General features: G+C 70.4%; 16 protein-coding genes. 7 read left to right on the top strand and 9 right to left on the bottom strand.

The window, feature by feature from the left end:
- Positions 1-3: 3 nt before the first annotated feature.
- Positions 4-711, bottom strand: a complete 708-nt coding sequence (locus tag AS97_RS45110) for a dienelactone hydrolase family protein (protein WP_210566958.1) — start codon at positions 709-711, stop codon at positions 4-6.
- A 276-nt stretch (positions 712-987) separates the two neighbouring features.
- Between AS97_RS45110 and AS97_RS45105 the strand changes: the two genes are divergently transcribed.
- On the top strand, positions 988-1,788 hold the full coding sequence (locus AS97_RS45105) for an SDR family NAD(P)-dependent oxidoreductase (protein ID WP_210566957.1): 801 nt from the start codon (positions 988-990) through the stop codon (positions 1,786-1,788).
- A gap of 31 nt (positions 1,789-1,819) precedes the next feature.
- Here the strand turns inward: AS97_RS45105 and AS97_RS45100 are convergent, their stop codons facing one another.
- The gene (locus AS97_RS45100; RefSeq protein WP_228052410.1) at positions 1,820-2,431 is read right to left on the bottom strand and encodes a TetR/AcrR family transcriptional regulator; all 612 of its coding nucleotides are present in this window, start codon (positions 2,429-2,431) and stop codon (positions 1,820-1,822) included.
- 583 nt (positions 2,432-3,014) lie between these two features.
- On the opposite strand from AS97_RS45100, the gene AS97_RS45095 reads away from it, so the two are divergent.
- A complete protein-coding gene (locus tag AS97_RS45095; RefSeq protein WP_125757132.1) occupies positions 3,015-3,275 on the top strand; it encodes a hypothetical protein in 261 nt (86 codons plus the stop codon).
- Between the two features lie 97 nt (positions 3,276-3,372).
- Here the strand turns inward: AS97_RS45095 and AS97_RS45090 are convergent, their stop codons facing one another.
- From AS97_RS45090 to AS97_RS45075, 4 genes are all read right to left on the bottom strand, one after another.
- Entirely contained in the window at positions 3,373-3,963 is a 591-nt protein-coding gene (locus AS97_RS45090; RefSeq protein ID WP_059147303.1) for a DUF308 domain-containing protein, read from the bottom strand.
- Between the two features lie 44 nt (positions 3,964-4,007).
- Positions 4,008-5,621 carry a tannase/feruloyl esterase family alpha/beta hydrolase gene (locus tag AS97_RS45085; protein ID WP_125757136.1) on the bottom strand — a complete coding sequence of 538 codons (1,614 nt, stop codon included), beginning with the start codon at positions 5,619-5,621 and terminating at the stop codon, positions 4,008-4,010.
- A gap of 179 nt (positions 5,622-5,800) precedes the next feature.
- A complete protein-coding gene (locus tag AS97_RS45080; RefSeq protein WP_079059684.1) occupies positions 5,801-6,469 on the bottom strand; it encodes a cytochrome b/b6 domain-containing protein in 669 nt (222 codons plus the stop codon).
- On the bottom strand, positions 6,423-7,139 hold the full coding sequence (locus AS97_RS45075; protein WP_185929786.1) for a molybdopterin-dependent oxidoreductase: 717 nt from the start codon (positions 7,137-7,139) through the stop codon (positions 6,423-6,425). The genes AS97_RS45080 and AS97_RS45075 overlap by 47 nt, the downstream gene beginning before the upstream one ends.
- 335 nt (positions 7,140-7,474) lie before the next feature.
- Here AS97_RS45075 and abc-f point away from each other — a divergent pair, with 335 nt between their 5' ends.
- The 3 genes from abc-f to AS97_RS45060 all read left to right on the top strand — a co-directional run bounded on the left by abc-f (position 7,475) and on the right by AS97_RS45060 (position 11,450).
- Positions 7,475-9,106, top strand: coding sequence for a ribosomal protection-like ABC-F family protein (gene abc-f / locus AS97_RS45070; RefSeq protein ID WP_210566956.1), 1,632 nt, complete (start codon positions 7,475-7,477; stop codon positions 9,104-9,106).
- A gap of 79 nt (positions 9,107-9,185) precedes the next feature.
- A complete protein-coding gene (locus AS97_RS45065; RefSeq protein WP_210566955.1) occupies positions 9,186-10,847 on the top strand; it encodes an ABC-F family ATP-binding cassette domain-containing protein in 1,662 nt (553 codons plus the stop codon).
- 42 nt (positions 10,848-10,889) lie between these two features.
- Entirely contained in the window at positions 10,890-11,450 is a 561-nt protein-coding gene (locus tag AS97_RS45060; protein ID WP_059147307.1) for a CGNR zinc finger domain-containing protein, read from the top strand.
- A gap of 94 nt (positions 11,451-11,544) precedes the next feature.
- Here the strand turns inward: AS97_RS45060 and AS97_RS45055 are convergent, their stop codons facing one another.
- Both AS97_RS45055 and AS97_RS48275 read right to left on the bottom strand, forming a co-directional pair.
- The gene (locus AS97_RS45055; protein ID WP_210566954.1) at positions 11,545-11,721 is read right to left on the bottom strand and encodes a hypothetical protein; all 177 of its coding nucleotides are present in this window, start codon (positions 11,719-11,721) and stop codon (positions 11,545-11,547) included.
- 14 nt (positions 11,722-11,735) lie between these two features.
- Positions 11,736-12,110: a hypothetical protein gene (locus AS97_RS48275; protein WP_247204712.1), complete on the bottom strand. Its 375-nt coding sequence runs from the start codon at positions 12,108-12,110 to the stop codon at positions 11,736-11,738.
- A gap of 212 nt (positions 12,111-12,322) precedes the next feature.
- Between AS97_RS48275 and AS97_RS48270 the strand changes: the two genes are divergently transcribed.
- Complete coding sequence (locus AS97_RS48270; protein ID WP_059147308.1) at positions 12,323-12,529, top strand: glycoside hydrolase family 2 protein; 207 nt, start codon at positions 12,323-12,325, stop codon at positions 12,527-12,529.
- A gap of 27 nt (positions 12,530-12,556) precedes the next feature.
- Here the strand turns inward: AS97_RS48270 and AS97_RS45045 are convergent, their stop codons facing one another.
- Entirely contained in the window at positions 12,557-12,955 is a 399-nt protein-coding gene (locus AS97_RS45045) for a 6-carboxytetrahydropterin synthase (RefSeq protein WP_059147309.1), read from the bottom strand.
- 168 nt (positions 12,956-13,123) lie between these two features.
- Here AS97_RS45045 and AS97_RS45040 point away from each other — a divergent pair, with 168 nt between their 5' ends.
- Complete coding sequence (locus AS97_RS45040; protein WP_059147310.1) at positions 13,124-13,405, top strand: YbaB/EbfC family nucleoid-associated protein; 282 nt, start codon at positions 13,124-13,126, stop codon at positions 13,403-13,405.
- The last annotated feature ends 232 nt before the right edge of the window (positions 13,406-13,637 follow it).

Below are 13,637 nucleotides of genomic sequence, written 5' to 3'. Positions count from 1 at the left end.
GCGTCACCCGTCAAGGCGGTGACGCATTGATGCGTGTGTGCTGTGGAACACAGCGGGCCTCACCCGAGGCGGTAACGAACCGGCAGCGACAGCACGCCGCACACCATGCCGGCCGGGAACCAGTCGCGGGAGTCGGCGGGGACCGCCAGTCCCAGGTGCGCGACGCGGGTGAGCAGGGTATGCAGGGCGACGCGGGCCTCCAGGCGGGCCAGCCGGGGCGCCTAGGCAGTGGTGGATGCCGTGGCCGAAGGAGAGATGCCGGGCGGCGGGACGGGTGCCGGCCGTGTACAGCGCGAGCCTGGCTCCCATGCAGTACCCCGTGATCCCCACCGGCCCGTCCGCGACCAGCGGCGACTCCGCGAGCCACCCCGGGTAGGCACCGGCGTCGCGCTCCGTCAGCTCGGGCGTGAGCGCCTCCATGAGCGGGACCACATTCCCCACAATGTCCGGGCGGGCCTCCATGTCGATGAATTCGGGCAGCTCCACGACCGGAGTGCGCCCGTGCCGGTAGAAGACGTTCGGGACGAGCACCGTGTACCCGGAGGCCGCCAGCCGGTCGGCCAGCGCCATCAGATGCGGCCGCACCCCGAACGCGTCCTGGCACATGAGCACACCCGGGTGTGCCCTTCCGTCGTCCCGGTGGGCGAGATAGGCGTCGGCGATGCCGTCCGCGGTGGCGATGTCCACGAGTGTTCCTGTCACGGCGTTCATGGTGTGGGTGTGCCTCTCCGTGAGGGAAGACGGGGTGGCTCGGGGCGCGCCGACGCGACCCGCCACTCACACGTGACGAACACCGCGATTCACCCGCCGACTCCCCCCGGTCACAACCGTGCAGATATGTGTGCCTAACGGCGCCAGAGATGTCTCGCGGTCCCTCCCGGCGGGAGGCTCGCCGGCCCCGCCAAGTCTACGACTGTATACTTATCCGTGACAGCCTCCGTGCGCGGTCACAGCGCGCCGGAGATCCCAGGAAGGCAGAGCAGGCACATGAACCTCGAACTCACCAACAAGCGCGCCCTGGTCACCGGCTCCAACGCGGGACTGGGCGAGGCCACGGCGAAGCTGCTGGCGGCGGAGGGCGCCGCGGTCGTGGTCCACGGGAGGGACAAGGACCGTACGGAGAAGGTGGCCGGCGAGATCCGCGCGGCCGGAGGGAGGGTCACCACCGTGCTGGGCGACCTGGCCACCGATGACGGCGGCGCCGAGGTCGCCCGGGCGGCGACCGCGGACGGCCCCATCGACATCCTCGTCAACAACGCCGGCTTCTACCGGCATCTGTCGTGGACCGAGGCGACTCCCGCTGAGTGGAACGACACCTACAACATCAACGTCGTCTCCGGCGTTCGCATGATCCAGCATCTGGTCCCCGCCATGCGCGAACGCGGCTGGGGCCGGGTCGTCACCATCGGCGGCGGGCTCGCCTCCCAGCCGATGAACACCCACCCGCAGTACAACGCCACTCTGGCCGCCCGGCACAATCTCGCCGTCTCACTGGCCCGAGAGCTCAGGGGCACCGGTGTCACCTCGAACGTGGTCTCGCCCGGAGCGGTCCTCGTCGAGGCGACGAAGGACCTCGTCATGGGGATCGGGCCCGCCCGCGGGTGGGGCGAGACCTGGGAGGAGATCCACCGCAACGCCGTCGAGGCCCTGATCCCGAACGACCAGGAACGCTTCGGCGAGCCGAACGAGATCGCGGCGGCGGTGGCCTACCTGTGCAGCGGCTACGCCCAGTACGTCAGCGGGGCGACGATCCGCGTGGACGGCGGTCTCATCCGCTCCGCCTTCTGAGCGAGCCGGACGGTGGCGGTGAGCGTTCCGGCTATCGCTGTCCAGCGGCACCGGCGGGGTCGTCGGCGCCGGTCTCCCAGGTGATGGGTTCGAGCATGTCGGCCAGCAGCTCGGCGAGGCGGTCGGTGTCGGCCGTGGCGAGTGCGTTCGTGCCGAGCACCGCGCGCAGCAGCCAGGTCCCGGCGGCCAGGGCGAGCCCGAGCTGGGCCCGCACCTCCGCCTCAGGACCGCCGAGCAGTCCCGCGAGACGTGTGCCGACATGCGTCTCGATGCCCCGCCGCACGATGTCCACGGCCTCCGGGTCCGATGCCGAGCGGAGCATCAGCAGGAACGGATCCAGGCGCTCGGCGTCGGAGGCAGTGCGCTCGGCGAGCGTGTGCGCCATGGCACGCGTCAGTCCGCGGGGTTCGTCGCCGACGATGGTCGGCGGTCCGAAGGAACGGTCCACGGTCTCGGCGAAGAGGTCCTTCTTGGACCCGAAATAGCGATTGATCATCATCGCCGTCACGCCAGCCCGTTCGGCGATCTGCCGGACTCCGGCCTTCGCGTATCCATGCTCGGTGAACTCGACGACCGCGGCGGCGAGGATCGCCTCACGGGTCGCCACGGCATCGCGGCGACGGCCGGGCTGCGCAGCACTCATGGACATGAGCATACGGGCCCGGTGCGGCCGTAGCGGAGGCCCCGTCCCGGCTCTGGCTGACACATGTGTCACGCGCACACGTCCGGGCCGCACGCTCGACGGCGGCGGTAGACTCCGCTCCGCAGATACGTATGTGGCTGGGGCCGACTTCGGCACAGCACATGTGCCCTCGTCGACGGCGGGGAGCGTGTTTCCCGCTGCCGTGACCATGAAGGTGAGGACCACATGACAGTCATCCCCGGTGGGAGGCGCACCGGCCATCGCGATCGCCACCCGGCGGCCGGGCCTTGCCCACCGCGGCCCGTTCGGCGATCTGCGGCGCGGTGCCCTCTGCAGGCCGGACTCCTGGAAGACCTCGAGCGCCGCCGCGAAGACGCGCTCGTGGTTGCGACGGGCGCCGGCCCGGCGCGGGGGTGCGCCGGATTCGGTAGGGCTCGGACTCGTCTCCACGGGCTTCACCGGTCCATTGTGCCCGCCCGCATTCGCCCGGCTCTGCCGCCAGCCATGGCCGCGCCTGCCCGGCTACCGCCACCCGTGAACCTTCCGTGCCCCCGCACACGTGTACCTTGAAATGATGATGCGCGTGCGGCGGGGTGAGCAGTCCGCCGTACCGGCCGCGGACTCCGCGGAGCAGTACCCGTACACGCCACGGGAGCAGGAATTCGTCGACGGATGGCTGGGCGGCGTCGTTTACGGTACGCCCGGCACCGTCCGGACCGGCCTGACGGATCTGCAGAAGCACACCGGCACGGACGAGTTGATGCTCACCACGCTGATCCACGACTTCGGGACACGTGAGCGTTCGTACGCGCTCCTGGCGGAGGAGTTCGGCCTGTCCTTGTGACTCACCTGTCCTTGTGATCACCGGGAGTCCGGACATGTTTCGACCCGCGGCTCCAGGGAGCCGCGGGTCGAAATGCGTTGTGCGGTGTACGAGAAGGTTAGACGGTCCGGGTGCGCAGCTGGCGGGACTTCCAGCCCAGCAGGGCGGCCTGCGCGATGAAGAACACCCCGCCGCCCGTGGCGTAGACCGACAGCACGTCGAGCGAGGGATTGTCGCCCGCGGCCTGGATGTTGTAGAAGATGCCGACGAGGAATGACAGCCCGCCCGCGATCAGCATCGGCCACTGCTTGCCCAGCTCGGGCCCGCGCCGCCGGAGTCCGACGATCACCTGGGCCGCCCCGGAGATGACAGCCCAGGCACCGAAGACATGGAGCACGGGCGCGACGCCACCGGCGCCCGCGAGAGCGAGGGCGATCGCGGCGAGCGTGCTCAGCAGCCCGTTGAACGCGGTGACTTGGCGCTCCGAGCCGTCGGGCAGAGCACGGTAGTCGATCACTGAGGACACCGCGTCGATCAGCGGGTAGACGACCAGCAACGTGATCGCCAGGGCGTTGAGGTCCTCATGGGCACCGGCGAACGCCAGCGCCCACGCCACGGCCAGGACGCCGCGGCCCAGGTACAGCCTCAGCAGGGAGGAGCGTTCGCCCGTGGCCGCCGGGGCGGTGGGTGTCGCCGTCTGCGTGCTCATGATGGTTCGGCCCTTCTCAAGTCGTCGGGTGGTCGGCGGTCAGGTCAGTGCCGGGTCGGGGAGACGCAGCGGAAGCTGGAGGCGAGCGCCGGGTCGCCGTAGCCCTTGTAGCGGGACACCTGCGGGTAGCTGCACAGGTTCCGGTCGACCTGCTGACCGTCGGCGTTGATCAGCGTGGCGGGCAGCGTCTTGGGCGCCTTGCCGTGTTCGACCCAGGCGGTGAGGGCGGCGAGGCCGTCGGCCGAACCGTCAGTGCCGTTGAGGCCGCAGTGGTTGGTGCCCGGGGCGAGGAAGAGGCGGTAGAAGTCGTCGACCTTCTTGGAGCTGCCCAGCTCCCGCTCGACCCGCTCGCGGTACTCGACGGTGCCCTGGGTGGGGATGAACTCGTCGGCCTGGCCGTGCCAGGTCAGCAGCTTGCCGCCGGACTCGCGGAAGGCGGACAGGTCGGGATCGTCGGTGCCGATGACCTTGCCGTACTCGGCCTCGGACTGCTTGAACAGCTGCGTGAACTGGCTGTAGGTGATCGTCGAGATGTCGAAGGACGGGTCCTTCTTCAGCCAGAGCTGGACCCAGAGCGCGGGTACCGGGAAGGGCTTGCCCTTGACGGTGCCGTCGGGCGCCACCTCGGTCCCCGCCAAACCCATCAGGTCGGCCCCGACCGGGACGCCGGACCACAGCTTCTTGCCGGAGGCGGTGCGCGGGCCGTCCCAGATCTTGCGGACCACAGCCGCGTCGGCCGCGGTGATGGTCAGTTCCTTGCCGTCGCACACGACCTTGGTGCCGATCAGCCGACGCGGGGCGAAGTCGCAGCGGGACGCGTCGTTGACCAGGCCGTCCTTGACGCCGTCGAGGGAGTCACAGGCCTTGACGGCGGCGTCGGTGAAGGCGCCCAGCTCGCAGCCGGTCGGGTAGGTCTTCTCGTTGTTCATGACCACCTGCGGCCACAGGGTGGCGACCTCGTACTTCGCCCAGTTGATCGCGGGAGCGTCGGCGAGGATGCCGTCGTAGTCGCCGGGGTAGCGCTGGGCCTCCGCGTAGCCCTGGCGGCCGCCGGTGGAGCAGCCGGTGAAGTAGGAGTACGAGGCGCGCTTGGCGTAGGCCGAGGCGACGACCTGCTTGCCGACGACGGCCGCCTCGTGCTGGGAGCGGGAGGCGAGGTTCTCCAGCAGGGCGGTGTTGATCTGGCCCTTGCTGTCCAGCGCCCAGCTGGTGTCGAGAACGTCACCGAGGCCGGCGTCCGTGGTGGTCGCCACGTAGCCGCTCTTGACTGCGGTGGCCAGGCCGGCGCCGTTGTCCCCGGCGCCGTAGGCGGCGCCGCCGAGCGCCTGGAAGCGGCCGTTCCAGCCGCTGACGGGCAGCCAGGTCTGCACCTTGGCATGGTCGTTGTCGCCCGGGTGGGTGAGGGTGACCGTCACCTCGCAGAAGGCCGGGACGCCGGTGACCGTCCCCTGCAGGATGCCGGTACCGGTGATGGTGCCGCCTGGCCGGCGGACCGCCGTCACGGACTCCACTTCGGTGCCGGCCGGGGCCTTCACCGAGACCGTCCTGCAACTGAGCGGCGTGGACGCGGAGTTCTGTGTCTCCGCCGAGGCGGTCGGCAGGTACACCGCCGCGGCCAGCGGCACACCGGCCGCGAGAACAGTGAGAAGTCGTCTCATCGATTGTCCATCCAAGAAGTAGGTGTGCGCTTCAGCACGGCGACACATGTACGTGGCTCACTTATGCATGGCTCACATGTGCATGGCTCACTCTGGCGATGCGCCGCACATCCCGACAACAGTCAGTTGACGGTCCGCCCCCAGCGCAAGCGGTCGGGCCGTATGAAGGACGCGTTAGGTCATTCGACGCCGGGCCGGTCTTCTTCCCCAAGCCACCGCGAGTAGTACCGCTGAGCCCACGACCGGCTGACGTACCCCGTGCGCATCCCCAGCCGCGCCTCGGGATCCTCGAACGCCTTGCGCATGTGTCCGAGCACGACGATGGTGATCGCCCAGGCCAGGATGTCGTGGACGAAGATCGCACTGGTGCGGGAGATGAAAGGCAGCAGGCCCATGAACCACATCAGCAGGCCGGTGAACATCATCACCAGCACGGCGCCGGCGATCCAGCCGGCGTAGAGCTTCTGGCCCGCGTTGAACTTGCCGGCCGGGCGCGCCTCGGGTGACTTCCGGCGCCTGCGGACGGCGCGCAGCCACTGCCGGTCGTACACCGCGAAGCGGTTCAGCCGGCGCAGGTCCGCCCGGAAGCTGGGAGACAACAGCCCCAGCAGGAAGGGCAGGGGCAGCGAGATACCGGACCACTGGTGGACCGTGACCATCAGATGCCGCCGTCCGACGAGCAGGGCCAGCGGCCCGAGATACAGACAGGCGGCGGAGACCAGGCACACCAGCATCAGCAAGCCGGTGGCCCGGTGGACCATGCGCTCGGCGGTGCTGAAGCGGCGGACCCTCTCGGAGGGGTCAGGCGCTGTGCCGGTCGGCGCCGTCGAGCCAGCCGTCGACCGCATAACCTCGCTCCTCCCAGTAGCCGGGGACGACCTTGTCGGTGACCGAGATACCGGACAGCCACTTGGCCGACTTGTAGAAGTACATGGGGGCCACGTAGAGGCGGACCGGGCCGCCGTGGTCGTGGCTGATGGGCTTGTCCTGCATGTTCAGCGCCACCAGGACGTCGGAGCGGCGCGCCTGTTCCAGGGTGAGGCTCTCGGTGTAGGCGCCGTCGAAGCAGGTGAACCGGATCGCCGCCCCCGGAGAACGCACCCCGGCGTCATCGAGGATGTCGGCCAGCTTCACGCCGTCGAAAGGCGTCTTCTCGACGCGCCAGCCGTCGGTGCACACGACGTCGTGGACGACCCGCGTCTGCGGCATCGCACGCAGGTCGGCGAGCGTGTAGGTCTTCGGCTTCTGCACCAGCCCGCCGACCGTGAGTTCGTAGTTCGACTCGTTCTTGTGCGGCACCGAGCCGACGACGCTGTAGTACCGGAAGCCGCCCGGATTGGGCAGCAGACCGGTCAGGCCCGTGGCATCGACCTCGGAGGCGGCGGCCAGGAAGTTCTCCCAGCCGCGCTGGAGATACGGCGCGGCAGCAAGCCCCGCCGTACCCGCGCCGAGCATGCCCAGCATCGCCCGCCGGCCCACCGGGGCGCCCCCGGACCTCGGCTTCGGCTTTTCCGCCATGGTGTGCTCCTTCGGACACGTGTGAACTCTGCCGAGCCTTGCGCGACATCGTCACCGGTTTAACTGGTGACGATGCTGGCATGGGGGTGTCGGAGCTGTCAACAACAAACGTATGAATCGACGGCTGCTAGGCTGTGAGGTGACGTTGACCGTGTATCGAGGAGTCACAGACGTGGTGGGTGAAGACGACATCTCCGGGTGAGATCCGGATCTGACGGCCACCGGCCGGCGCTCAGGAGCGCTGCCGAGGTGGTCCGTCTCGTCGTACCCCTTTTCCCACGTCTGCCCAGGGCAGAAGTCTGATCTCTGCCCTCAAGCCGCTCGAGGTCGCCTCCATGTCCGACGCCGCCATCGTCTGCTCGAACCTCTCCTTCGCCTGGCCCGACGACACCCCGGTCTTCCACGACCTGTCCTTCACCGTGAACCCCGGCCGTACGGGCCTGGTCGCCCCCAACGGATCCGGCAAGAGCACCCTGCTCAAACTGATCGCCGGCGAACTCAAGCCCGCCACCGGCGCGGTGTCCGTCGGCGGCACCGTGGGCTACCTCCCGCAGAGCCTCCCCCTGACCGGCGATCTCACGGTCGCCGAGGTGCTCGGGGTCGACGAGGTGATCCGCGCCCTGGACGCCGTCGAGTCCGGCGACGTCGGCGAGGAGCACTTCACCGCCATCGGCGACGACTGGGACATCGAGGAGCGCACCCACGCCCAGCTCGGCCGCCTGGGCCTGGCCGACCTCGCCCTGGACCGCAGCCTGAGCACGCTCAGCGGCGGCCAGGTCGTCTCGCTCGGCCTCGCCGCCCAGCTCCTCAAGCGCCCCGACGTACTGCTGCTCGACGAGCCGACCAACAACCTCGACGTGGAGGCCCGGCACAAGCTCTACGACGTGCTGTCGGACTTCAAGGGCACGCTCCTCCTGGTCAGCCACGATCGCGCCCTGCTTGACCGCATGGAGCGCATCGCCGAGCTGGGCAGCGACGAACTGCGCCTGTACGGCGGCAACTTCACCGAGTACGAGGAGGCCGTGCGCGCCGAGCAGGAGGTCGCCGAGAAGAACGTCCGCAACGCCGAGCAGGAACTCAAGCGGGAGAAGCGGGAGATGCAGCAGGCCCGCGAGCGCGCCGAGCGCCGCGCGAACAACGCCGCCAAGAACCTCAAGAACGCCGGTCTACCCAAGATCTTCGCGGGCAACATGAAGCGGGGCGCGCAGGAGGCCGCGGGCAAGTCCGGCACGATGCACGCCTCCCGGGTCAGCGAGGCCAAGGCCCGCCTCGACGAGGCCGGACGCGCTCTGCGCGACGAGCAGCGCCTCACTCTGGACCTGCCCGACACCCAGGTGCCCGCCGGGCGCAACCTCTTCCTCGGCGAGGGCATGCAGGTCCGCCTCGGGGACAAGGACGTGTTCACCGCGGGCGGCGTCGACCTGACCGTCCGCGGCCCCGAACGCATCGCGCTGACCGGGCCCAACGGCGCCGGCAAGACCACCCTGATGCGTCTGATCACCGGCGAACTCGCCCTGGACAGCGGGGAGATCAAGCGCAACGGCCGCATCGCCTACCTCTCGCAGCGCCTGGACCTGCTGGACCTGGAGCGCACCGTCGCGGAGAACTTCGCCGCGTTCGCCCCCGAGCGGCCCGAGGCGGAGCGGATGAACCTGCTCGCCCGCTTCCTCTTCCGGGGCCCGCGGGCACACCTGCCCGCCCGGGTGCTCTCCGGCGGCGAACGGCTGCGCGCCACCCTGGCCTGCGTGCTGTGCGCCGAGCCGGCCCCGCATCTGCTGCTGCTCGACGAGCCGACCAACAACCTCGACCTGGTCAGCGCGGGCCAACTGGAGGGCGCGCTCAACTCCTACCAGGGCGCCTTCATGGTGGTCAGCCACGACGAGCGGTTCCTCGCCGAGATCGGCGTGAACCGCTGGCTGTGGCTGGCCGACGGCACACTCAAGGAGACGGGAGCTCCCGCGGTGTGAGCCGCCGACGTGTGACGTGGCCCGCGTCCGAGGCCCCGTGCCCGGCGGGCCGACCACCGATCACGTTGGACGGTTCCCCATGCCCCAGCCCGCCCTCCTCGCCCACGACCTCGTCCGCAACCTTGGCGGCCGACGCGTCCTCGACGGCGTCTCCCTGACCGCCTCCCCCGGCCACCGCATCGGCCTGATCGGGGAGAACGGCGTCGGAAAGTCCACCCTCCTGCGCGTACTCGCCGGTGTCGACGAACCCGACGCGGGAAGCGTCACCCGCCCGGCCGACCTCGGCTACCTCCACCAGGAGATGCCGTACGCCGCCGACTCCACCATCGACGCGGTGCTCGACGAGGCGCTGCGCGAAGCCCGCGAGGACCTCACCGAGCTCGAACGGCTCGGCGCGGAGCTCGCCCGCGTCCCGGAAGACGACCCCGGCCACCAGGAACTCCTCGACACCTACGGCAGGCGCCTCGAACAGGCCCAGGACCGAAAGTCCTGGGACGCCGACCGCCGCGCCGCCCTGGTCCTGGACGGTCTGGGCCTCGGCCCGCTCGGGCACGACCGCACGCTCGGTTCGCTCTCCGGCGGACAGCGCGGTCGGCTGGCCCTGGCCGCGCTGCTCGTACGGCGTCCGTCGGCGCTGTTGCTGGACGAGCCGACCAACCACCTCGACGACGGCGCCGCCGCCTTCCTGGAGGAGCAGATCCGCGGCCTGCCCGGAACCGTGGTGATCGCCAGCCACGACCGGGCGTTCCTCGACGCCGTCTGCACCGACCTGATCGACCTCGACCCGGCGGCGGACGGCCCGGTCCGCTACGGCGGCAATTACAGCGCCTACCTGTCGGAGAAGCGCGCCGAGCGGGAGCGCTGGGAGCGGCGGTACGCCGAGGAGCAGGAGGAACTGGAGGAGGTACGCCGGTCGGCGGGGGTGACCGCACACCGCGTTGCGCCGGACCGGGGCCGTACCGACAACGAGAAGATGGGGTATGGCCACCGGGCCGGGCGGGTGCAGAACCAGATCTCACGGCGGGTCCGCAATGCCACCCGGCGGCTGGAGGAACTGGAGCGCACCCAGGTCACCGAGCCACCGCGCCCCCTGCGGTTCGCGGCCGGGGAACTGGCCGCGCACACCGAGGAGGGGCCGCGGCCCCTGGTGTCCCTGCACGACGTGCGGGTACCCGGCCGGCTCGCACTGAACGGTCTCGAGGTGGCGGCCACGGACCGGCTGCTGATCACCGGCGGCAACGGGGCGGGCAAGTCGACGCTGCTCGCCGTGCTCGCCGGACATCTCCCGGCCGAGGGCGCGGTGCACCGGCGACGCAGGCTGACGGTGGGGCTGCTCACCCAGGACACCGTCTTCGAGCGGCCCGACCGCACGGTCCGCGACACATACGAGCTGTCGCTGGGCCCGGCGCGAGCCGAGAGGGTGCCGCTGAGCTCGCTCGGTCTCCTGCACGAGGCGGACCTGGCCAAACCGGTCGGGCAGCTGTCCGTGGGGCAGCGCCGACGCCTGGCACTGGCCCTCCTGGTGGCCCGCCCACCCCAGCTGCTGCTGCTCGACGAGCCGACGAACCACCTCTCCCCGCGCCTGTGCGACGAACTGGAGGCCGCACTGGGTGCGGGCCCCGGCGCGATCGTCGTGGCGAGCCACGACCGCTGGCTGCGGCGACGGTGGCAGGGCCGCGAACTCCGTCTGGAACCAGGAGGTGAGGGCACTCTCGCGAGGGAGCACTGCCTGAAACGGTGACGCTTCTTGCGCCCGACAGGAGTCACCTGTCAAGATGGTGATGTGAATCTCGACCATGTATTCGTATGCGCGCACCCCGCCCTCGACTTCGCGGCCACCCTCCGGGCCCGGCGCTCGACCCGGTTCGAGATGCTCGTGACGCCGGAGCGGCTGAATGCCTGGTACCTGGAGTCCGGGCTGGTGGACTCGATCACGCCCGGCGAGGAGGACGACGTGCGGGAGGCGACGACCGTGCGCGAGGCCATCTACCGGCTCGTCACCGACCGTCGGCTCGGTGAGGAGTTCGACCGGGAGGCGCTCGCCGTGGTCAACGCGGCCGCGCGCAAGACCCCCGTGACGCCGCAGCTCACCCGGACGGGCCGACACACCGAGGCGACGCCCGAGCAGGCGCTGGCGACCGTCGCCCGGCAGGCCGTCGAACTGCTCAGCGGACCGGACGTCCCCCTGATGAAGGAGTGCGGCAACCCCGAGTGCACCCGGGTCTACATCGACCGCTCCCGGGGCATGCGGCGACAGTGGTGCGGCATGGAGTCCTGCGGCAACAAGATCAAGGCCGCAGCCTACCGCGCCCGCAAGAAGACCGCGCCCGCCGTGAACGCCTGACCGGAGCGGCGTACGGTCCCCCGGCTCAGCCGATCGCGAGGTCCTTCGCGACCGCCTGACCGGGACGGCGCACGGTCCCGGGCGAACGCCGGCGTCAGTCGGCTGCGAGGTCCTTGAGGGTCTTGCGGAACTTGTTCATCAGCATCCGCCGGGCCCAGCGCGCGGGCGGCGGCAGGCGGGCGTACAGGTGGTCCAGGCCGGCCGCGGGCTTCGGGTACTGCAGGAGGCCGAGGACCAGGTGCGGCCCGCCGCGCCGGACCCCGTCGGTCACCGCGTTGCGAAGCCTCAGAACATCCTCGTCCGGGACCTTGGGAGCAGCGCTCTGAGCAGCGGTTCCTCGGCGGCGAACTGCCCGGTGAGCCGGTCCCGGACGCGGTGGGAGGTGAGCGTCCCCTCCTTCATCGCGTGCCCCCAGCTCACCGATCCGCCGACCCGGCGCTCCTCGGCGATCCGCGCGATGACGCTCTTCAGCTCGTCGAGGCCCCCGGCCAGCGCGTCGTCCTCCTCGGTCAGCCGGTCGAGACCGCGGACAGCTTCGGGATACCGCTTCCGCAGCTCACCGCGGAGACGACCTGTCCGGCCGCCGGATCGCGAGCACCCGGCAGGCGCGCGTGGACGTGACCCCGCGGCCTCGGCCGTGGCCTTCACCTCGGCGCCCACGGGCGACCTGCCGGACCTGCGCCTGCTGCGGCTGACCCTGACGGACGACTGGGGCCAGACGCTGTCCCGCAACACCTACTGGCGCTGCCGCACACCCGAGGCGCTACGCGCCCTCAACCAGGTCCAGCAGGCCAAGCTGTCGGCCTCCCTCACGCGGGTGTCGCGCGACGGAGACCGGCGTACGGACCGCAACGGTCCACAACCGCGGGTCCATGGTCGCCGCGATGGTCCGGCTCTCCCTGCTGCAGGAGGACGGCGCCCGGGTCCTGCCGACGCTCTACGACGACAACTACCTGCGGCTGCTGCCAGGCGAGACACACACGGTGACCTTGTCATGGCCCGCGTCCGCCCTGCCCTCCGGCCGGCCGAAGCTGCGGGCCGAGGGGTACAACACTCCCCCGGTCACCGTGCGCGGCTGAGCAGCACTCACAGGAATGGGGATCCCGTCACACACTGCGCTCGTAGCCGGCCCACGCGATGTGCGACTCGTGCAGCGTCACGACCACCTCGCGGATCCCGCGGGCGCCCTCGCCCAGCGTGCCCGCGTGGATCGCCTCGGCCAGGCGGTCGGCGATCACCTTGGCGAGGTACTCCGTCGAGGTGTTGACCTGGTGGAACTGCTCCTCGTCGTCGAGGTTGCGGTAGTTGAACTCGCCGATCACCTTGCCGAGTTCGGTGGTGGCCAGACCGATGTCGACGACGATGTTGTCGTCGTCCAGCTCCGGGCGCCGGAACGTCGCGTCCACGACGAACGTCGCCCCGTGCAGCCGCTGGGCGGGCCCGAAGACCTCGCCGCGGAAGCTGTGGGCGACCATCATGTGGTCACGTACGGTGATGCTGAACAAGGGGTCCTCCAGGTGTGGCGACGGTCCGGCGCGGAGCATGCCCGGCGCACGTGTGATCGAGGCTATGCCCTGAGGAATGCCGGGGTCCACACACGAGGTTTCTCCGACATGTGAACCTCATGTGCGGTCGTCTCGTGTCCTTCATATGTCGGAAGGCAGAGGTGGACCATGGAGACGTCACCGGGGAGCCGTCTGGAGAAGGTCCTTGCCGACTTCGCCGAGCAGTACGGAGCTTGGTCCAGGGCCCGGGAACAGCTGAAGGCGCTGTCGGTGACGGCGCGTTCAAGAGACGGCGTCGTGGAGGTCACGGTGGGCGCAGGCGGCCAGGTCACGAGGATCCGCTTCGTCGACAACCGATTCCGGGCCCTGACGGCCCCGCAGCTCGGCGACAGCGTCCTGGCGGCCCTGAAACGGCCCGGGTCGAGGTCGCGGCCCGGGCCGTCGCCGTGATGGCGGCCGCCGACTTCCGGCTGCCGCCGGCCCCGGGCCCGGTGCTCCGGGACACGACGGGGGCACGGCCCCAGGGGCCGCTGTGGAGCCGTAGCCGTCCCGGTACGCGGTCTTCCTCGCTGCCCGCCGCCCTGCCGGCAGAGGTGCGCGAGGCCGTCATGGCGTTGAGGGTCTACGGCGATCCTTCGTGGCTCCCCGAGCAGCAGTCACACGTGTGACTCTTCTCAGGTAG

It is taken from the genome of Streptomyces sp. AgN23, assembly GCF_001598115.1.
Taxonomy (GTDB): Bacteria; Actinomycetota; Actinomycetes; order Streptomycetales; family Streptomycetaceae; genus Streptomyces; species Streptomyces antimycoticus.
Note: the sequence above shows the minus strand (reverse complement) of the source record. Positions and strands in the feature narration are given on the sequence as shown.